Source organism: Mesorhizobium sp. P2_E7 (assembly GCF_056403855.1).
Map to the genome: position 1 here is coordinate 991,295 of NZ_JBFUER010000001.1, position 20,464 is coordinate 1,011,758.

A 20,464-nucleotide genomic window follows, 5' to 3' on the forward strand; every position below is an offset into this window, starting at 1 on the left:
CGCCGCCGGCCCTTTGTTTGCGGCCTTTTCATTTTAGCTGGCGTGCATTATGTCTTGCGCGTCGCGCGGGGGCGCGTCTTGTCAATTCTGAGAGCATCCGTTACGCCCCGCCCATGACAGTTACCGTCCGTTTTGCCCCCTCACCAACCGGCCGCATTCATATCGGCAATGCCCGCACCGCCTTGTTCAACTGGCTGTTTGCCATGAACAACAAGGGCCGTTTCATCCAGCGCTTCGACGACACCGACATCGCCCGCTCGAAGCAGGAATTTTCCGACGCCATCCTCTATGACCTGCACTGGCTGGGAATTTTCCCTGACGCCACCGAATACCAGTCGCGGCGCTTCGAGGCTTACGACGAGGTGGTGGAACGGCTGCAGAGTGCCGGCGTGCTCTATCCCTGCTACGAAACCCCCGAAGAACTTGATCTGCGCCGCAAGGTGCGCCGCACGCGCGGCCTGCCGCCGGTCTACGGTCGCGAAGCGCTGACGCTGTCGCAGCAACAGATCGCCGAGTACCGGTCGGACGGCCGCCGGCCGCACTGGCGCTTCCTGCTGCCCAACTTCACCAGCGATCCGCTGCAGCCGGAGCGCACCGAAGTGCACTGGAACGATCTGGTGCGCGGCGAGGAAACCGTCGATTTGGCCTCCCTGTCTGATCCGGTGCTGCGGCGCGAGGACGGCACCTATCTCTACACTTTGCCTTCGGTGGTGGACGACATCGAGATGGGCGTCAGCCACGTCATCCGCGGCGACGACCACGTCACCAACACCGGCGTGCAGATCGCGCTGTTCAAGGCGCTGGGCGCCGAACCGCCTGTGTTCGGCCACCACAATCTCTTGACCACGGCCTCGGGTGAGGGCCTGTCGAAGCGCAGCGGTGCGCTGTCGATAGAAAGCTTGCGCGAGGACGGTATCGAACCGATGGCGGTGGCTTCGCTGGCGGTGCTTGTCGGCACGTCCGAAAATGTCGCGGCCATGCACGACATGCCGGCACTGGCCGAGCGCTTCGATCCCGCCGCAACGTCGAAATCGGCCGCAAAATTCGATCCGGACGAGCTGTTCGTGCTTAATCGCGCGCTCATGCACCACATGCCGTTTTCCGAGGCGCAGGACCGGCTGATTGTGCTCGGTATCTCCGGCGACAAGGCCGAGCCCTTCTGGCTGGCGGTGCGCGGCAATATCGACCTGCTGAGCGACGCGGTCGGCTGGTGGCGTATCCTTGCCGACGGACCGCAGCCCGCGCCGGAATTTTCCGACGAGGATCGCGATTTCCTGCAGCAGGCCTTCGACCTGCTGCCGGAAGAACCATGGACCGGCACGGTCTGGAAAGACTGGACCGCCAAAATCAGGGAAGCCAGCGGCCGCAAGGGCAAGGCGCTGTTCATGCCGTTGAGGCTGGCGCTTACCGGACTTGCTTCCGGGCCGGAGCTTGCAGATCTATTGCCGCTGCTGGGTCGGGAAGGAACGCTGGCCCGACGACCCTGACCTTGCGCTGGTCCGGCGGGATCAGCGACACCGGCGACACCGCAGGCTTGACGGCAAGGCGCTTGATGGCGGCGCGGTCGAGCCCGCCTTGCATGTTGGCCAGCGTCTCCGGATCCGCGCCCGGATCGGGCTTTGCCGCCGGCACCGGAATGAACGGCGTCGTCTCAACATCAGGCTGCGATGGCTCGGGCGGCGGCGGGTTGCCGCCGATGATCTCGAAATTCCCGGCCTGCGCATTGCAGCCGCAGGTCGGCGGCCGTGACATGTTGGGCTGTTTGTAGAGATAGGCGGTCGGCAGTTCGCTGTAGGGCTGGCCGGTCACCGACGAGGTCATGTTGGCCGAGTCGTCGTCCATGCCGCGCGAATAGAACACCTGCATCTCGGTGCCGGGGCAGCTCGATTCGCAGTTCTTCTGGTCGCGCTCGAAATCGCCGAACGAGGCCGAATTCGACATCGGGAAGAAGTAGCCGTCGCAGGTGCGCACACAGCTCGTATGGAACTCGCCGCCGACCGTCGGGAAATCCGGCACGCCGGGCTGGTTGAGCACGCGGCGCACATTGCGCTCCTCGCCGGGATCATCGTCGGCCTCGTCGAGCGTGTCGACCGGCTGGTTGCCGCCGAAAAGCTGGTCGAACAGATTGCCGTCGTCCGGTTCGCGGCTGGCTTCCTGCACCGGCTCCTGCCGGCGCGGCGCGGGCTCGTCGCGGCAGCCATTGGCGTCGAGCGCGGCCAGGATGCGGCCGCGGTCGCGCCGCGAGCCGCCACCGCCGGCAAGTTGAGCGCGCTTGGCCTGCAGCGCGTCGAGATTGGCATTCATGCGATCGATGCTGCTGTTCAGCGCAGCACATTGGCTGACGTTGCGCGAAAACAGCGAAAACCCGCAATTCGCATCGCTCGCACGACCGCGCACCTTTGATAACTGTTCGATCTGGCGGGCGATGGCGTTGTCATATTTCCGCACCATGCCGGACTTGCCGCCGCCATTCGATGAAGAAGCAAGCTCGGCTTCCAGCTGCCGGCAGACGCGCGAAGCGGCTTGTGGCTCGGTGGTGGTGACGGCCGAAAGCACAAGCGCGCCAAGCAGCGCAGCCAGGTGCGTCAGCTTCCACCTTCCGCCCATCATTGCCAGAGACCCCGCTTGCCTGCCTGTCGCGATGCTACCGGATTCGCAGTTAACCGTTCCCTCAATCTACAACCAAAGATGGTCTTAGCCCATAGACGAGGTGCACGAGGCGTTCGGATAAGGCGGCAACTGAGCGACGTCATCGCTGCATGAAAAAGGCGCAATCGTTCGGGAAATATCCCCTCGATCCAGCAATGCCCGGGGGACCTGCATGACCGCGATTAGCCGTCGAACCGCCCTGCAGTTCGGTCTGTTGTGCCTGGCGGCGCCCGCCCTGGCGCAGGAGGCATCAGCCGCGCCGGACTGGCGCAGCAAATTGGTCGAAGCCGCGCGTGAGCAGATCGGCGTCACCACCTTCTACGACCCGACCTATGTCCGCCTCGACTATCCGGGTGGCGATGTCGCGCCGGATCGCGGCGTGTGCACGGACGTCGTCGTGCGCGCCTATCGCCGCGCCTTCGGGCTCGACCTGCAGAAGCTGGTGCATGAGGATATGGCAGCCAATTTCGCCGCCTATCCGAAGACCTGGGGCCTGAAAGCGACCGACCGCAACATCGACCACCGCCGGGTCGGCAACCTTGCGACCTTTTTCGCGCGCAAGGGCGATTCCTTACCCGTCAGCGAGAATCTCGCCGACTTTCAGCCGGGCGACCTCGTCACCCAGACGCTGCCCGGCAACCTGCCGCACATCGTCATCGTCTCGTCCGACCGTTCTGCGGACGTGCCGGAAAGGCCGCTGGTCATCCACAATATCGGCGCGGGCGCCCGGCAAGAGGACACGCTGTTCGCTTTCAGGCAGACCGGGCGATACCGCTTCGCGCCTGCCTGAGAAACTCAACCGAAATCGACCACCGCCTGCGCCTTGTGCGCCGCCTCGACCACCGCCAGTGCCGTCATGTTGACGACGCCGCGCGAGGTCACCGACGGCGTCAGAATATGCGCCGGCTTGTCGGTGCCGAGCAGGATCGGCCCGACATGCAGTGCGTCCATCATCGTCCGCAGCGCGGACAGCGTGATGTTGGCCGAGTCCAGATTCGGAAACACCAGCAGATTGGCTTCGCCCTTCAGCCGTGAATGCGGATAGACGCGCTGGCGCAGATGCTCCGACAAGGCGGTGTCGGCATGCATCTCGCCGTCGCATTGCAGCTCGGGCGCCACCCGCGCCAGGATCGCCGCCGCCTGCCGCATCTTCAGGGCGCTGGGTGAATCGCGCGAGCCGAAGTCCGAATGCGACAGCAATGCTGCCTTCGGTTCGATGCCGAAGCGCTGGATTTCCTCGGCGGCCAGAATGGTCATTTCGGCGATTTCTTCCGCTGTCGGATCGACCGAGACGTGGGTGTCGGTGAGGAAGATGATGCCGCGCTGCGAGATCAGCATCGACAGCGTCGACAGATCGCGGTCCTTGACGCCGGGGCGAGCGCCGATGACCAGCGTCACATTGCGCAGATGCCGCTCGAACCGGCCTTCGAGGCCGCAGATCATGGCGTCGGCGTCGCCGCGCTTCAGCGCCAGTGCCGCAATCACCGTATTGTCGGTGCGCACCATGGTGCGCGCGGCCTCCGTCGTCACGCCGCGGCGGCCGGCGAGCTCGATCAACAGGTCGACATAGTGGCGGTAGCGCGGATCGTCCTCAGGGTTGATCAGGCCGAAATCGACGCCTGGCTTGATGCGCAGGCCATAGCGCTTCAGCCTGACCTCGATGACGTGCGGGCGGCCGATCAGGATCGGTTCGGCAATGCCTTCCTCCAGCACCACCTGGGCGGCGCGCAGCACGCGCTCGTCCTCGCCATCGGCGTAGATGACGCGCTTGGCGCTCGACGCCTTGGCCGACGAGAATACCGGCTTCATCACCAGGCCGGAGCGGAAGACGAAGCGGTTGAGCTGGTCGATATAGGCGGCGAAATCGGTGATCGGCCGGGTCGCGACGCCGGTGTCGCAGGCAGCCTTTGCCACCGCCGGCGCAATGCGCAGGATCAGCCGCGGGTCGAAGGGCGAGGGGATCAGGAAGTCGGGTCCGAAGATCGGCGTCTCGCCGGAATAGGCCCGCGCCGCGACATCCGACGGCTCTTCGCGGGCAAGGGCGGCGATCGCCCTGACCGCGGCCATCTTCATCTCCTCGTTGATGGCGCTGGCGCCGCAGTCCAGCGCGCCGCGGAAGATGTAAGGAAAGCACAGCACGTTGTTGACTTGATTGGGGAAATCGGAACGGCCGGTGCAGATCATGGCGTCCGGCCGGGCAGCGCGCGCCGCCTCCGGCATGATCTCGGGATTGGGGTTGGCCAGCGCCAGGATCAGCGGTTTCGGCGCCATGTGTTGCAACAGTTCCGGCTTCAGCACGTCGGCGGCCGACAGGCCGAGGAAGACGTCGGCGCCCGGGATCACATCGGCCAGCGTGCGCGCCTCGGTGTCCTTCACATAGGGATCTTTCCAGCGATCCATCTCGTCGGTGCGGCCCTTGTAGGCGACGCCGAAGCGGTCGGTGACCCAGATGTTTTCGACCTTGGCGCCGAGTGAGACCAGAAGGTTGAGGCAGGCAAGTGCTGCCGCACCGGCGCCCGAGGTGACGATCTTGATGTTAGAAATGGTCTTGCCGGCGAATTCCAGCCCGTTGAGCACGGCAGCGGCGACGATGATGGCAGTGCCGTGCTGGTCGTCATGGAACACCGGAATGCCCATGCGGGCTTTCAGCTGTGCTTCGACCTCAAAGCATTCCGGCGCCTTGATGTCCTCGAGATTGATGCCGCCGAAAGTCGGCTCCAGCGCCGAAATCGTCTCGACCATGCGCTCGATGCCGGGCGCGTCGATCTCGATGTCGAAGACGTCGATCCCGGCGAATTTCTTGAACAGCACCGCCTTGCCTTCCATCACCGGCTTGGAGGCAAGCGGCCCGATATTGCCGAGGCCGAGCACGGCCGAGCCGTTGGAGACGACGCCGACCAGATTGGCGCGCGCCGTATAGTCGGCGGCAGTCGCCGGATTGTCGCGGATTTCAAGGCAAGGGGCGGCGACACCCGGCGAATAGGCCAGCGCCAGGTCGCGCTGGTTGCCGAGCGGCTTTGTCGCCTGGATTTCGAGCTTTCCCGGTCTTGGATGCTTGTGGAAGTAGAGGGCGGCTTCGTCGAGGTCCGAACGTGCCGTTTTCTTGTTCTCGCCTTCCATGCGGCCGCTCCCTCAAACCTGCTGTGTTCGAGTCCTTTTAGCATGCGGCCAACGGTTTTCGCGACGCTAAATGACGCGCCGGCAGCTTTACACCGCGCCGCGTCGAAAGTCGTATCGTATCAAACGCTTACATGGATTTTATCGCGACTCCTGCCGCTTTGGTATAACGTCGATCAAAAGGCGCTGACGTAAAGGCCGCCATCGACCGGGATGTTCTGGCCCGTGAGATAGCCGGCATGAACCGAGCACAGGAAGGCGCAGATCTGGCCAAACTCTTCCGGCGTGCCCAACCGCTTGGCTGGAACATCAGCACTGATGCGCGTCTTGCGGGCTGCGGCCGCGGCCGGGTCTTCCGTCGTGCCGGCCTCGTGCGGGCCGCGTAGCCTGTCGGTGTCGAGCTTGCCTGGCAGCAGGCTGTTGATGGTGACGTTGCGGTCGATGACCGTGCGCGCCACGCCGGCCAGGAATGAGGTCAGCCCGGCGCGCGCGCCGGACGACAGGTCGAGGCCGGGGATCGGCACATAGACCGACAGCGAGGTGATGTTGACGATGCGGCCGAAGCCGCGCTTGGCCATGCCGTCGATGACCGCCTGCACCAGTTCGATCGGCGTCACCATGTTCTGCGTCACGCCTTCGAGGATTTTTGCGCGGTCGAGCTCGCGGAAATCGCGCAGCGGCGGGCCGCCATTGTTGTTGACCAGGATGTCCGGGTCGGGGCAGGCTGCCAGCAGCGCCTTTTGCACCTCGGGTTTCGAGACGTCGCCGACGATCTCGATCACCTTGACGCCATAGCGTTCGCGCAGTTCAGCGGCGGTTTTGGCCACCAGCTCGGCGTTGCGGCCGTTGACGACGAGATCGCAGCCGGCTTCGGCCAGCGCGATGGCGCAGCCGCGGCCGAGCCCCTTGCTCGAAGCGCAGACAATGGCCTTCTTGCCCCTGATACCGAGATCCATGACGATTTTCTCCTGTGATTGGCGCGGCACGCTAGCTCTTTGGCTGGCCCAATCGCAACCGTCATACGGTTGTTGCATGAATCGGGGCATAGCCTGCGCGAAAGCAACGGTGACGATCTGATGTCCAGCACAGAAACCCGCACTTTCCGCAGCATGTTCATATCCGACCTGCATCTCGGATCGAAGGCGGCCAAGGCCGAGTTCCTGATCGATTTCCTGCGGTATCACGACGCCGATATCATCTATCTCGTCGGCGATATCGTCGACGGCTGGCGCCTGCGGCGCAGCTGGCATTGGCCGCAGAGCCACAATGACGTCGTGCAGAAATTGCTGCGCAAGGCGCGCAAGGGCACCTCGATCACTTACATCGCGGGCAATCACGACGAGTTCGCGCGCCAGTTTCAGGGTGTGCATTTCGGCGGCATCGTCGTTGCCGACCGCGCCATCCACGAAACCGCCGACGGCCGGCGTCTGCTGGTCATCCATGGCGACCAGTTCGACACCGTCGTCCACAACCAGCGTTGGCTCGCCTATCTCGGCGACTATGCCTATGACGCGGCGATGATGGTGAACCGCGTGGTGACGAAGCTGCGCCATCTGCTCGGCCTTCCCTACTGGTCGTTCTCGTCCTGGGCCAAGGTCAAGGTCAAGAAGGCGGTCAATTTCATCGGCTCGTTCCAGACCGTGCTCTCCGAGGAGGCGCGCCGCTCGCATGTCGACGGCGTCATCTGCGGCCACATCCACCATGCCGCGATCGAGAATTACGACGATGTGCAGTACATCAACACCGGCGACTGGGTGGAGAGCTGCACGGCGGTGGTCGAGCATTTCGACGGCCGGATGGAGATCATCCACTGGGCAAAAATCCTTCCCGAAGCACCCGACGAACCCTTCATCCCGATGCTGATCGAAGATCGGGTCGTTGAAGCGGCGTGAACCCTGTTAATCGGTTAGTCCAGGTAGTTTCGGCTCGCTTTCCTGCATGTTAAGGGATCGAGGCGCGTTGCAGCCCTTTGTGCAGCGTAATTGGATCGATTCATGTCGCTGCCGCCGCTCTCGCCCGAACAACTCGTCAAGCCACGCCATTTCGAACTGCGCATGAGCCTGATCTTCGCGACACTGTTCGTGTCGCTGGGAACGCATCTGCCCTATTTTCCGCTTTGGCTCGAGGCCAAGGGGTTTCACGCCGAGCAGATCGCCATCATCCTCGCGGCGCCTATGTTCTTGCGTGTGGTGACGACGCCGCTGCTCACCGCGCTCGCTGACCGGGCCAAGGACAGGGCCGATGTCTATATCGCGCTGGTGGCCGCGACCATGGTGCTTTCCGCCGGCTATTTCCTCACGCCGACCTACGCCATGGTGCTTGCCGTATCCTTGGCGCTGACGGTGGTGTGGACGCCGCATTCGCCGATCGCCGATTCGCTGGCTCTGTCGGGCGTGCGCCGCTTCGGTTCCAACTACACCGCGATGCGCAAATGGGGCTCGATCTCCTATCTCTGCGCCAATGCCGCGGGCGGCTTCATTCTCTACTGGACAAGTGTGCAAGCTGTGCCGGTGATCATTTTCGTGTCGCTTGCCGTCGCCCTCGTCGCCGGATTGTTGGCGCCGCGGATGGGACGGCCGCGCAAGGCCTCGCCGCTTTCGGCGACTGAGATCCAGCACCAGGCGCCGAGCCTGTTCAATGCCTATTTTCTCTACTTCACCCTCGGCGTTGGCATCATCACCGCCAGCCATGCCTTTCTCTACGGCTTCGTCTCCATCTACTGGAAGTCGATCGGCATCAGTGGCTCCGTCATCGGGCTGCTGTGGGCCTGGGGGGTCGTAGCCGAAGTCTGCATGTTTTTGTTTTTCAACCGTCTTTTCGCCTCCGTCTCGGTCGTTAAGGTGATGCTGATCGCCGGCATCGGCTCCATCGTGCGCTGGATCGCCTTTCCGCTGATCTGGCCGCTCGGGCTTGGCGTTGCCGGCTTCTTCGGCGTCCAGACCTTGCATTCAGTGTCGGTTGCGATGGTGCTGATCGGCCTGCAGAAGATGATCGGCGAAACCGTTTCGGAAGAGCGCACCGGTGCCGCGCAAGGCATTGCCTATTTCTTCAACGGCTTCTTCATGGCGGCGGTGACGCTTGCTTCCGGCCCGCTTTACGAGCGTTACGGCGTCGACGGCTTCCTGGCGATGATCCCGATCGCCATCATCGGCCTGGCGCTGATCGGGCTCGCCGCGCGCTCAGCCCCACAGCATCCTGTCAGGCGGTGAGACCAGCGACCCCTGGTAGACGAGGCCGGGCTGGCGGTCGCGGGCCAAAAGCAGCGGACCGTCGAGATCGACGAATTCGGCGCCTTGCGCCAACAGTACCGCCGGCGCCATCGCCAGCGACGTGCCGACCATGCAGCCGACCATCACCTCAAACCCCAGTTCGCGAGCGCGGTCGCGAAGGGTCAGTGCAGCCGTCAGGCCGCCGGATTTGTCGAGCTTGATGTTGACGGCGTCATAGAGGCCGACGAGCGCTTCAAGGTCCTTCGCTTCGTGCACGCTCTCGTCTGCGCAGATCGGCACGGGATGCGCGATGTGGCGCAGGATGGCATCATGGCCGGCGGGGAGCGGCTGTTCGATCAGGGCGATGCCCTGCTCGGCGGCGAAAGCGAGGTTCTCGACGATGTTGGCACCGGTCCAGCCTTCATTGGCGTCGAGAATGATGCGGCTCTCGGGCGCCGCTTCGGTCACCGCGCGGATGCGGGCCATGTCGTTGTCGCCGCCGATCTTGACCTTGAGCAGTGGCCGCCCGGCATTGGCACGCGCCTGCGCCGCCATCGCCTCCGGCTCGCCCAAAGACAGCGTGTAGGCCGTCTCCAGCGCCGACAAGGACACAGCGTGGATGGCGTCCGCCACCGCTATGCCGCTCATCTTCGCCTCCAGGTCCCATAAGGCGCAATCGACGGCGTTGCGGGCAGCACCCGCCGGCATCGCATCGAGCAGGTCTTCCCGGCTGATGCCGCCTTCTATCTGGCTGCGCATCGCCTCAATGGCGTCGCGCACGCCGTCCATGGTCTCGCCATAGCGCTTGTAGGGGACGCATTCGCCCCAGCCGCGATTGTCGCCATCGCTGATCGTACAGGTGATGACTTCGGCTTCGGTCTTCGATCCGCGCGAGATGGTGAAGGTGCCGGCGATGGGAAAACGCTCGGCCTCAACCGAAATGACACGCGCCATATTTTTCTGCTCCGGCTATGCAACATCAGCCTGTCGGCAAATCGACAGGTTCGACCCGTCAGGCTAAACAGGACGCCATGTTGACCATCGGCAAACGCGACGCAAGCGGCAACGCCGCCAAGGAGGCCGACCACCAGCCCCGCGTCGCGGTCGGCGAGGAGGGTGGGGTCCTCGGCTGTGCTTTCTCCGGAATCTGGACGACAACGACCGTGGCGCATATCGACGCCGAGATGCGCAAGATCGAGCATCGCAAGGGCTTTCAGACGCTGGCCTTGGACCTTTCTCACATCGAGAAGATCGATACGGCCGGCGCCTGGCTGATCGACCGCCTGGTCAGTGTCTTCGAAAAGAAGGGCGTCGAGATCAAGATGCAGGGGCAAAGCGATGTTGCCTCCATCCTGCTTGGCGCCGTCGGCGAAGCGGTTCGGCGCGAGCCCGATTCGCGTGGTGTCCGGCGCCCCAACATCATCCTTCGCGGGCTGGAGGCAGTCGGCCGCCGCGTCTATGAGATGCGCGACGATTTCCTCGCCTCGATGAACATTCTTGGCGCCACCATCGGCGGCGCGCAGATGAAGCTCGGGCGGGGCCATGCCATCAACCCGGCGGCGATTTTCAACCAGATCGACCGCATGGGTGTCGGCGCCATACCGGTGGTGGTGTTGATGTCGGCCATCGTCGGGGCCATTGTCGCCCAGCAGGGCGCCTACCAGCTCAACTATTTCGGCGCCAACATCTTCGTTGTCGACCTGGTCGGCGTGCTGATCCTGCGCGAACTCGGCGTGCTGATGACCGCGATCATGATCGCCGGCCGCTCCGGCAGCGCCATCACCGCCGAAATCGGCTCGATGAAGATGCGCGAGGAGGTCGACGCGCTGAAGGTCATCGGGCTAAATCCGATCGGCGTGCTGGTGTTTCCGCGCCTGGTGGCGTTGGTGATCGCGCTGCCCTGTCTCACCATCATCGCCAATTTTGCAGCCCTTGGCGGCGGCATCATCGCCGCCTGGCTCTATTCCGGCATTGCGCCGTCCGCGTTCATCGACCGCCTGCGCGGCGCCATCGATATCAGCACCATCTTCGCCGGGCTGATCAAGGCGCCGTTCATGGCCATGATCATCGGCACCATTGCTTCCGTCGAAGGCATGAAGGTCGGCGGCAGCGCCGAATCGCTGGGCCTGCACGTCACCGCCTCGGTGGTGAAGTCGATCTTCGTCGTTATCATCCTCGATGGCCTTTTCGCCATCTTCTACGCCTCGATCGAGTTCTGACATGATGGGTAAGAACTCAAAGGCGATCAAGGCTGTGCAAGGAACGGACGAGAGCGATATCGTCCTCTCCGTTCGTGACATCACGGTTTCCCTCGACGACAAGCTGATCCTCGACAAACTGGCACTGGACATCAAGCGCGGCGAAATCCTCGGTTTCGTCGGCGCCTCGGGCGCCGGCAAGTCGGTGCTGCTGCGCACCATTCTCGGCCTGCTGCACAAGCAGGCTGGCACGATCAAGCTGTTTGGTCTCGACCTCGACAAGGCCAGCGACATCGAGCGGTTGCGCATCGACATGCGGCTTGGCGTTCTCTTCCAGCACGGGGCGCTGTTTTCGGCGCTGACGGTGCAGGAAAACGTGCAGGTGCCGATGCGCGAATATCTCGATTTGCCCAGGAAGCTCATGGACGAGCTGGCCTTGCTCAAGATCGAACTGGTCGGCCTGCCGCCCGACGCCGCGCAGAAATTCCCCTCTGAACTGTCAGGCGGCATGATCAAGCGCGCCGCCCTGGCACGCGCACTGGCGCTCGACCCCGATATTGTCTTCCTCGACGAGCCGACTTCCGGGCTTGACCCGATCAGTGCGTCCGAGTTCGACGAATTGGTGGTGAAGCTGCGCGATACGATGGATCTGACTGTCTATATGGTCACCCACGATCTCGACACGCTGTTTACCGCTTGCGACCGGGTGGCGGTGCTCGGCAACAAGAAAATCCTGGTCGAGGGCACGATCGACGACATGCTGAAGAGCGAGGAGCCGTGGGTGAAATCCTATTTCCGCGGAAAACGCGCCCGGCAACTTGATCTTGCAGCGCGCGCATAGCCATAAGTGGGGCAATGGAAACCAGAGCCAACTACGTAATTGTCGGCATTTTCACCCTGGTCGCGATCCTGGCGGCCTTCGGGTTCGTATATTGGACCGCCGCGATCGGCGATCGGGGCGAGACGACTTTGTTGCTCGTGCGCATTCAGGGTTCGGCCTCAGGCCTCGGCCCCGGCAGTCTGGTGCTGTTCAACGGCGTCAAGGTTGGTGTGGTCAAGCGCGTTGCTTTCGACCGCAACGATCTGAATGCTGCCATTGCCACGACCGAGATCGACAAGACAACGCCGCTTACCAAATCGACGCAGGCCGATATCGGCATCGCCAGCCTTGCCGGCCAGGTCAACATCGAACTGAAGGGCGCCGATCCCAAGGAGCCGAGGTTGCTTGAAGAGGCGGAAAAGGAAGGCAAGACCGCCGAGATCATCGCCAACCCGTCGGCGGTCAACAATCTGCTGCAAACGGCGCAGAACATCTTCACCCGTGCCGACAAGGTGCTTTCCGAACTCGAAGGTTTCACCAGGGATGTGCGCGGGCCGCTGACGCAGACCGTCAAGAACGCCCAGACATTTTCCGATGCGCTGGCCAAGAATGCCGACGGCATCGACAAGTTCCTGACCGCCGTCAGCGCGCTGTCTGACGAGTTGAAGGGTGTTTCCGGCAAGCTCGACGGCACGCTGAAGGCTGCCGAAGGCCTGCTCAATGCCGTCGACAAGGACAAGATCAAGAGCATCGTCGCCAATGTCGACACGGTGACGGGGAACCTCAAGGAAACCTCGAAGCAGCTCGACGGCGTGATCAAGAATGTCGATACGGCGGTCGGCTCGGTCAATGATTTCGCCACGCGCACGCAAGGCACGCTGGCCAAGGTCGACAATGTGCTCGACGGCATCGATCCGGCGCAGGTGCGCACCGCGCTCGCCAACATCCAGAAGGCCAGCGAAAACGCCAACAAAGCCGCCGCCGACATCGCCATGGTGACTGACAAGTTCGCCGACCGGGCCGACGATATCGACCAGACGATCAAGGACGCCCGACAGCTGGCGCAGCGCCTCAACGATGCCTCGGTGCGCGTCGACGGCATCCTGAAAAGGGTCGACACGCTGCTTGGTTCAGGCCAGGCCGACGGCGTCATGGCCGATGCCCGGGACACGCTGAAGGCGTTCAAGCAGGTCGCCGACACGCTGAACGCGCGGCTTGGCACCATCACCGACAATCTGGCGCGCTTCTCCGGCCAGGGCCTGTCGAATGTCGAGGCGCTGGTCCAGGACAGCCGGCGTTCGATCAGCCGTATCGAAGAGGCGGTGACCGATCTCAGCCGCAACCCGCAGCGCATCCTGTCGGGTGGTGACGGCGAGGTTCGGCAGTTCGATGGCAGGGCGCGGCGTTGACTTCCGTTCCCGCCCGCCGCAAGAAGTTGAACCGCGAATGCGGGTTGGTCTTACGATCCGGGGACAACGGGGATCGCGCGTGACGTTCGGTTTGGGTGGGTATAAATCTGCTGTCGTGTTGCTTGGCTTGACCCTTGCCGGTTGCGCGGCATTGGGAGGCAAGCCGGCGCCGCTCGATACGTTCGAGTTGTCAGCCCCGTCGATCGACGCGCATGGCCACAGTCGCCGCCAGATCCTGATCGCCCAGCCGTCCGCGCTCAAGGCGCTGGACAGCCAGAACATCGTCATCAAGCCGTCCGACCGCTCGATCCAGTACCTCAAGGGCGCGCAATGGGCCGACCGGCTGCCGCTGATCGTGCAGGCAAGGCTCGCCGAAACCTTCCAGCGCTCCGGCAGCTTTGCCGGCGTCGGCAAGCCGGGTGAGGGGCTGGCGATCGACTATCAGGTGATCGTCGAGATCCGTTCCTTCGAAGTCCGCGTCAATGGCGGCGAGCACGCCGAGGTCAACCTCTTCGTGCGCATCCTGAACGACCGCAACGGCGAGGTCCGGGCGTCGAAAAGCTTCACTGCATCCGCCCCCGTCTCGGGCAGCGGCAATCCGGCCTATGTCAGCGCGCTCGACAGCGCCTTTGGCGAGGCGGCGAAGGATATCGTGCGCTGGACGGATTCGGTTATCTGAGAACCGGTACCCGATAGATCAGAAATAGAAAAAGGCGGGAAATTTCCCGCCTTTTCTTTTTGAGCGTTCCTGTCGCCGTCAGTGCAACCGGCCGCTAGCGTGGGCCAGCATGGTGTAGACCTTGCCGGTGTCCGACGTCAGGTAGGTCTGCGCCATGATGTTGTCGCGGTCGTTGCGCGAGACGTCCTTGAGCAGCTTTTCGAAATCGTCGCAATAGCGGTCGACGGCTGCGCGGAACTCCGCCTCTCCCTGATACTTGCGGCGGATTTCATCGAAGGTCTGCTGGCCCTTGAGCGTGTAGAGACGGCGCGTGAACACGTCACGCTCCCCGCGCCGGTAGCGGTTCCACAGCTCGATCGAGGCATCATGGTCGATCGCCCGCGCAATATCGACCGACAGCGAGTTGAGCGACTCCATGACATGCAGCGGCGAGCGCTGGGCGGGAGCCGCGCGCGGTGCTTCCGCGGGCGCTGCCGGCTTGGCAGCGACTTCCTCCTCGCGCGATGCGCCGGTCAGCAGGTCGCGCACCCAACCACCTTGCGGCGTGCGGGCGTTGGCGTCGCGCTGGCGCGGTGCTTCGGCAGGGCGTTCGATATCAAGCGTGCCACGCAGGCCGCCGAGCGGCGCCTGCGGAGCGGGACGCTCGGCCTGCGGTGCCGGCGGCGGCCGGCGTACAGGCTCGGCCGGGCGCTGGACTGGCGCCTGGGGCGCCGGCCGCAGGTTGCGCGGCTCGGAATTGTCGCCACCGCCGCGGCCCGATTTCGCAACGATATCCGAAAGTTCCTTGAGCGCGTTGATCTGCTCGGAAACGGCACGGCGGATTGCCGAGGTCGATTCCTTGGCCTCTTCCGGCATCTCGATGACGCCCTTCTTGAGCTCGGCGCGGGTAAGGTCGAGCTCGCTCTTGATCGAGCTTGCGGTGCGCCGCATCTCCTCGGTCGCATCGGCGAACCGGTTGGTTGCCGAATCGACCACTTCCGCAATGGCAACACGGATCTTGTCGGCCGATGCCAGCGTCCTGCCTTCGGCATTCTGCATCGTCTGGCCGACAAGGCTCTCGAAGGAACGCATCACCTTTTCGAGGTCTTCCGACTTCTTGACCAGGCCGACGGCGAGGTCTTCCAGCGACGACTGCCGCTCCAGCGTGTGTTCCAGATTGCTCTGCGCCGAGCTCAGCAGGTCGGAAGCCGACGACAGCAAGCGGCTGTGCTCGTCGAACTTGGTGGCGATCGAGGCGACTTCGCGCAGCGTCGAAGACGACAGTTCGGTAAGCCGCGTCGTGTTCGAATCGACCAGGCGGGCCGAGCTGGCGAAAGTCTGCGCGGCCTTTTCGGTGGTCGCCGCGAAGCTCTGCGTGCTGCCGCTGAGACGTTCGTCGACCTGGCCGAGATTGACCGCCGCCTGCTCGATCAGCTCACCGAGCTGCGAAGAGGAGACGCTCATGCGGCCGATGAGATCGGCGACACTGTCGGCGAGCGACGAGCGCGCGCCTTCGACGGCCGACAGCGTTTCGGCCGTGCGGCTGGCGAGCGCGTTGACGAGGGCGGCGTTTTCGCTGCGCAGCTTCTCGGTGGCGCGTTCGGTGACGTCTTCCATGCTCTTTTGCAGTTCCGAGCCGCCCTGGGCGAAGCGCTCGACCAACGGCCGCGCGGTTTCGTCGAGGATCTTCGCCATCTCGGCCGAACGTGCCGCCAGCATCGTGTTGAGCTCGCGGGTGTTGGTGCCGATGGTCTTGGCCGCGTCGTTGGTGCTCTGGCCGATATGCTGGCCAACCGCGGTGAAAGTCTCCGCAATCGTGTTGGCGCGCGAGATCAATTGAGCCTCGGCGCTGGACACCTGCTCGTTGAGCTTCTGGCCCATCGTCTCGGTGGTGTAGACGAGGCGGTTTTCGACACTGGCGACCTGTTCCTCGACGCGGGTGGTTGCTGCCGCGACACTCGCCGCCAGCCGCTCGTCGGCGCCGGCCAGAGCCTGCTCCATTTCGCGGGCGTGGACGGCAAGTTCCTGGCCGGTCTGGCGTGCGCGTTCGGCAACCCGCTGTTCGGTGCTGGCGAAGGCGCCGACGATGTTGTCGGCATGCTCGCCGATCGTCGAGGTAGAGTCGGCGATGCGCGACACCAGGCGGTGGTCGGCCTCGTCGAAGATGCGGCTGATCTCGGTGGCGCGGGCCGACAGCGCGTCGGAACCCTCGGCAATGCGCGAGATCAGCTGCTGGTCGGCGGCATCGAAGATGCGGCCGAGGTCGGATGCGCGGGCGGCCAGCGCTTCGGCCGATTCGCCGATGCGCATGCTCAGCCGCTGGTCAGCACCCTCGAAGTTGCGCAGGATGTCGCCGGCGCGGTCGGCGAGCGACTGCGCCGTCTCGACCGCCCGGGCGACCAGCTTCTGGTCGGCGGCGTCGAAGGTGCCGGCGATTTCGCCGGCGCGGGCAGCCAGCCGTCCGGCGGTTTCTTCGGCGCGGGCGAGCAGCGAGCTAGACGTCTCGTCATGCCGGGCAAGAAGCGCGCTCGATGTATCTTCGGCGCGAGCAAGCAAGGCGTTCGTCGTGTCCTCGGTGCGAGCAAGCAGCGCGCTCGTCGTGTCCTCGGCGCGTGCGTGCAGGCGGCGATCCGCATCCTCGAAGGTGCGGGCGATGTCCTCGGCCCGGGCCAGCAGTGCGGCCGAGGTCTGTTCGGCGCGCTCGGCAATTTTGCGGTCTGCATCGCTGAAGGCGGCACCTGCCTGTTCGTGCAGGGCGCTGGTGACTTCCATCACCTTCTCGCGCAGGGCGCCGGCAACGAAGACGGCGCTCTTTTCGAGCACGTTGCGGACATTGTCGACACCCACCGACAACGCGCGCTCCATGGTTCCGGCGCGCTCTTCGATGATGCCGGTCTGCTTGCTGAAGGCCTGCTCGATCTTCTCGACATCGGCTGCGATAGCGGCCGAGATATCGGTGCTCCTGGCGGCGATCTGGTCGATATGGCCCGATAGCGAGCGGTCGACATCCTTGCGTGTGTCGGCGAGCTTTGCCAGATCGCCTTCCAGCGCCTGGGTCAGCAGGTTGCGGCCTTCGGCCAGCTTGCCGACATGGCCGGCGATGATGTCGTCGACCTCGCCGCGGCTTGCCGACAGCTTCTGGAGGTCGGCTTCGAGCGCGCGCTTGAGGATGTCGCGGCCTTCGGCCAGCTTCTCGACCTGGCCGGCGACCAGTCCGTCGATGCTCGACCGGCTCTCGGCCAGCTTGGCGAGGTCGTCCTCGAGAGCCTTCGACAGCGTCGCACGATCCTGGACGAGCTTGTCGCTGTGACCCTGGAGCAGGCTGTTGACATTTTCCAGATCGGCTTCCAGCACCCGTGCGAACTCTCCACGGTTTTCGCTCAGCTTCTGTGACTGGTCGACAATGGCGCTCCTGATCGTGTTGAGATCGGCTTCGAGCGCCCGCTTGAGGATGTCGCGGCCCTCGGCGAGCTTCTCGACCTGTCCGGCGACCAGCCCATCGATGCTGGAGCGGCTTTCCGCCAGCTTGGCGATGTCGTCTTCCAGTGCCTTTGAGAGGGCCGAACGGTCCTGGACGAGCCTGTTTTGATGGTCGCCCATGATGCCGCTCACATTGCGCAGATCATCTTGCAGCGCCTGGGAGAGCGTCGAACGATCCTGGACAAGCCGGCTGGTGTGGTCGGCGATCAGGCTGTTCACATTCTGCAGATCGGCTTCGAGTGCCTTCGAAAGCTGGCTGCGCTCTTCCGCCACCCGGTCGGAATGACCCACGATGGCACCCTTGATGGTATTGATGTCGGCTTCGAGCGCGCGCTTGAGGATGTCGCGGCCCTCGGCCAGCTTCTCGACCTGACCGGCGACCAGCCCGTCGATGCTCGATCGGCTTTCCGCCAGCTTGGCGAGGTCGGCCTCAAGTGTTTGGGACAACAGGCCACGATCGTCGGCGAGCCGGTTCGAATGGTCGGAGAGCAGGCCCCTGATGCCGGACAGGTCGTTCTCCAGCGCCTTGCTGAGTTCGGTCCGGTCTTCGGCCAGTTTCGCCGAGTGGTTCTCGATCACGCCCTTGATGCCGATAATGTCGTTTTCCAAGGCCTTGGTGAGGACGGCACGGCCTTCGGCGATCTTTTCGACCTGGCCGGCGACCAGACCGTCAATCGAGGCGCGGCTGTCGGCCAGCTTGCCGAGGTCGGCCTCGAGGGCGCGCGACAGAATGTTGCGGCCTTCAGCCAATTTCCCGACATGTCCGGCGACCATTTCATCAATGATCGTACGGGCTTGCACGAGTTTTCCGGAGTCTTCATGCAAGGCCTGGTTGAGCCGGTTTCGGCCCTCTTCGAGGCGCTCAAGGTGGCTGCCGACCGACGCGTCGATGGCGGCGCGCGACTCATTGACCTTGCGCAGATCCTCTTCCAGAGCGCGCGAAATCAGGTTGCGGCCTTCGGCCAGCTTCTGCACCTGATTGGTCACGGCGGCGTCGATGCCGGCGCGGCCCTCGGCGAATTTCGCCAGGTCGGCCTCCATGGCCGCTGCCATGCGCTCGCGGCTTTCGGACAGCTTGCGGCTGTGGTTTTCGACCGCGTCCTCGATGCCGACGCGAGCGTCGGCGAGGCGCTGGATGTCGGTGTCGAAGGAGCGCGACACAACATGGCGGGCGGCTTCCATGCGGCCGGCGAAATCGCTGGCGCGGGCTTCGAGCATCGACGAGGTCGACGAGACGATGTCGGCCATGTCGGCGCCGATCTGGGTCTTGCCCTGGTCGATCATCGCCGACAAATGGTCCTTGCTCTCGGCAAAGGTGTGGGCAATCTCGCGGGCGCGCTCGACCAGCGTTTCATTGATCTGGCGGGCCCGCGCCTCGAGCGCGGCGTTGAGCTTCTGCGTGCCGGTGTCCAGCGCTTCGGCGCGGGTCTGGAATTCGCTGATCAGCGCCTGGCCGCGTTCGGCCAGCGTGCGCTCGATGCCGTTGAGGCTGGACTCGAATTCCGAGCTGAGCGTGCGCGCAGCACCGCCGAGCAGCGACACCATGCCGGTGGTGCGGTCGTCGAGCAGGTCGGTCAGCGAGCGGGTCAGGCCGTCGGTGGTGTCCGTCAGCTTGGCGATGCGGGTGTCGAGCAGCGAAGCGAAGGCTTCGCCTGAGGTCGACAGCCTATCGGTGATCGTGTCGAGCCGGCCTTCCACCTGATCGAAGATCGACATCGAGCTTTCGTTGATGCGGTCGATCAGCGTGTCGCCGGAATTCGTGATCGTCATCGACAGCTTGGTCGACGCGTTGAGGATGGAGTCGCGAATGATGTCGCTGGCAGCGCCGATTTCGTCCTTCAGCGTCTCATGCGCGCCGGTGATCGAAGCGCGCACGCGCTCGGCATGGGTGACGACGGCTTCGCGTTCGCTGCCCAGCCCGTCGACAAGCGAGCGGATACGGGATTCATTCTCCGAATAGGAGCGTTCGATCTGGTTGACCTCGCTGTGAACCAGCGTTTCCAGTTCGACGGCGCGCGCCAGCGTGCGCTCGATGCCTTCGCCCATCGCCGCCACTTCGCGGCGAACGGCCTGGCCGATCATCATGACGCGGTCCTGGGCGAGGTTTTCCGGCTCCGCTAGGCGGAAAGCCACTTCCGTCATCGACTGGGCGGCGATGCGCATTTCCTGCGCGCGGCGGATCATTGCCGCGAAAGCCCAAAACAGGACAACCGGTATGATTGCCGCGATTGCGAGGCCGATCAGTTCGGGGCGGGCCAGGAGTTGGTCGAATGTACGAATTTTCCAGATGCTGGGGCCAAACAGCAGATTGGCAAGACCTCCGGCGCCGGCAATCCAGGCCAGCGACACGAACGCCACGACCCAATAGATTGTGCTCGACGCACGCCGGTTGAGGCTGTGCAGCAGCGTCTTGTAATCTTTCTGGCGGTCATCGTTTGCCGGCTTGAAGCCGGCTGGCTGCGCGCTGTTGCGCGATTCAACCGGGCGCAACTCGGGGGGCTTGGCAGCCGGCGTCGCGCTTTGATTCTGTTGGATGGGTGCGCTTTGAATGGGGGCGGGTTTCTGGGTGCGGCCTTCGCGCGCCAGTTCGTCCGCGGCCTGCGAAATCTGCGCTTCCAGGTCTTCCATCGACGCCGCAATATCGAGATCGCCGCTGCCGTCTCCGCTAAGGTCTAGGTCTAGTGCCTTTTCGAGTTCCCTGGCTACGTCGCTGTCGAGAGTTCTGGTCGTCGTTGGTTTCTTCGCCATGCCTTCGCTACCCTGTACTAGCTGCCGAGGGACATTATGATTTTGGCCTGATTCTGGCTTGTCTTATCCCACGCAGGAGGCTGAAAATGGACCCTCGTATCGTAATGACACACAGGGGTAAAGAAAACATGCATTCCGCGAGATACGTAAAACTTTAAATATAAGGTTAACGAGAA

At 63.8% G+C, this 20,464-nt stretch carries 13 protein-coding genes; 8 read left to right on the forward strand and 5 right to left on the reverse strand.

The features are described from left to right. Positions 1-113 precede the first annotated feature (113 nt). Complete coding sequence (gene gltX / locus AC1DYC_RS05035) at positions 114-1,487, forward strand: glutamate--tRNA ligase (protein WP_477404459.1); 1,374 nt, start codon at positions 114-116, stop codon at positions 1,485-1,487. On the opposite strand, the gene AC1DYC_RS05040 is transcribed toward gltX, so the two are convergent. Further along, the gene (locus AC1DYC_RS05040; RefSeq protein WP_477404461.1) at positions 1,405-2,610 is read right to left on the reverse strand and encodes a DUF2865 domain-containing protein; all 1,206 of its coding nucleotides are present in this window, start codon (positions 2,608-2,610) and stop codon (positions 1,405-1,407) included. The genes gltX and AC1DYC_RS05040 overlap by 83 nt on opposite strands. Positions 2,611-2,821: 211 nt before the next feature. Between AC1DYC_RS05040 and AC1DYC_RS05045 the strand changes: the two genes are divergently transcribed. Continuing rightward, positions 2,822-3,439: a DUF1287 domain-containing protein gene (locus tag AC1DYC_RS05045; protein WP_477404463.1), complete on the forward strand. Its 618-nt coding sequence runs from the start codon at positions 2,822-2,824 to the stop codon at positions 3,437-3,439. Between the two features lie 5 nt (positions 3,440-3,444). On the opposite strand, the gene AC1DYC_RS05050 is transcribed toward AC1DYC_RS05045, so the two are convergent. Both AC1DYC_RS05050 and AC1DYC_RS05055 read right to left on the reverse strand, forming a co-directional pair. After that, positions 3,445-5,769: an NADP-dependent malic enzyme gene (locus AC1DYC_RS05050; protein ID WP_477404465.1), complete on the reverse strand. Its 2,325-nt coding sequence runs from the start codon at positions 5,767-5,769 to the stop codon at positions 3,445-3,447. Positions 5,770-5,942: 173 nt separating this feature from the next. Next, complete coding sequence (locus AC1DYC_RS05055; RefSeq protein WP_477404467.1) at positions 5,943-6,722, reverse strand: SDR family oxidoreductase; 780 nt, start codon at positions 6,720-6,722, stop codon at positions 5,943-5,945. A 120-nt stretch (positions 6,723-6,842) separates the two neighbouring features. On the opposite strand from AC1DYC_RS05055, the gene AC1DYC_RS05060 reads away from it, so the two are divergent. Both AC1DYC_RS05060 and AC1DYC_RS05065 read left to right on the forward strand, forming a co-directional pair. Next, positions 6,843-7,658, forward strand: a complete 816-nt coding sequence (locus tag AC1DYC_RS05060) for a UDP-2,3-diacylglucosamine diphosphatase (RefSeq protein WP_477404468.1) — start codon at positions 6,843-6,845, stop codon at positions 7,656-7,658. 102 nt (positions 7,659-7,760) lie between these two features. Continuing rightward, positions 7,761-8,975, forward strand: a complete 1,215-nt coding sequence (locus AC1DYC_RS05065) for an MFS transporter (RefSeq protein ID WP_477404470.1) — start codon at positions 7,761-7,763, stop codon at positions 8,973-8,975. On the opposite strand, the gene dgcA is transcribed toward AC1DYC_RS05065, so the two are convergent. Then, positions 8,946-9,929, reverse strand: coding sequence for an N-acetyl-D-Glu racemase DgcA (gene dgcA / locus AC1DYC_RS05070; protein ID WP_477404472.1), 984 nt, complete (start codon positions 9,927-9,929; stop codon positions 8,946-8,948). The genes AC1DYC_RS05065 and dgcA overlap by 30 nt on opposite strands. Positions 9,930-10,006: 77 nt before the next feature. On the opposite strand from dgcA, the gene AC1DYC_RS05075 reads away from it, so the two are divergent. The 4 genes from AC1DYC_RS05075 to AC1DYC_RS05090 are packed head-to-tail and all read left to right on the forward strand — an operon-like array spanning position 10,007 to position 14,081. Then, entirely contained in the window at positions 10,007-11,194 is a 1,188-nt protein-coding gene (locus AC1DYC_RS05075) for an MlaE family ABC transporter permease (RefSeq protein ID WP_477404474.1), read from the forward strand. A 4-nt stretch (positions 11,195-11,198) separates the two neighbouring features. Continuing rightward, entirely contained in the window at positions 11,199-12,014 is an 816-nt protein-coding gene (locus AC1DYC_RS05080; protein WP_477408177.1) for an ABC transporter ATP-binding protein, read from the forward strand. 14 nt (positions 12,015-12,028) lie between these two features. After that, positions 12,029-13,402 (forward strand): MlaD family protein, encoded by a 1,374-nt coding sequence (locus AC1DYC_RS05085; RefSeq protein WP_477404476.1) that lies wholly within the window; start codon positions 12,029-12,031, stop codon positions 13,400-13,402. Between the two features lie 37 nt (positions 13,403-13,439). After that, on the forward strand, positions 13,440-14,081 hold the full coding sequence (locus tag AC1DYC_RS05090; protein WP_477404478.1) for an ABC-type transport auxiliary lipoprotein family protein: 642 nt from the start codon (positions 13,440-13,442) through the stop codon (positions 14,079-14,081). Between the two features lie 78 nt (positions 14,082-14,159). On the opposite strand, the gene AC1DYC_RS05095 is transcribed toward AC1DYC_RS05090, so the two are convergent. Continuing rightward, positions 14,160-20,288 (reverse strand): kinesin, encoded by a 6,129-nt coding sequence (locus tag AC1DYC_RS05095; protein ID WP_477404480.1) that lies wholly within the window; start codon positions 20,286-20,288, stop codon positions 14,160-14,162. Between the last annotated feature and the right edge of the window lie 176 nt (positions 20,289-20,464).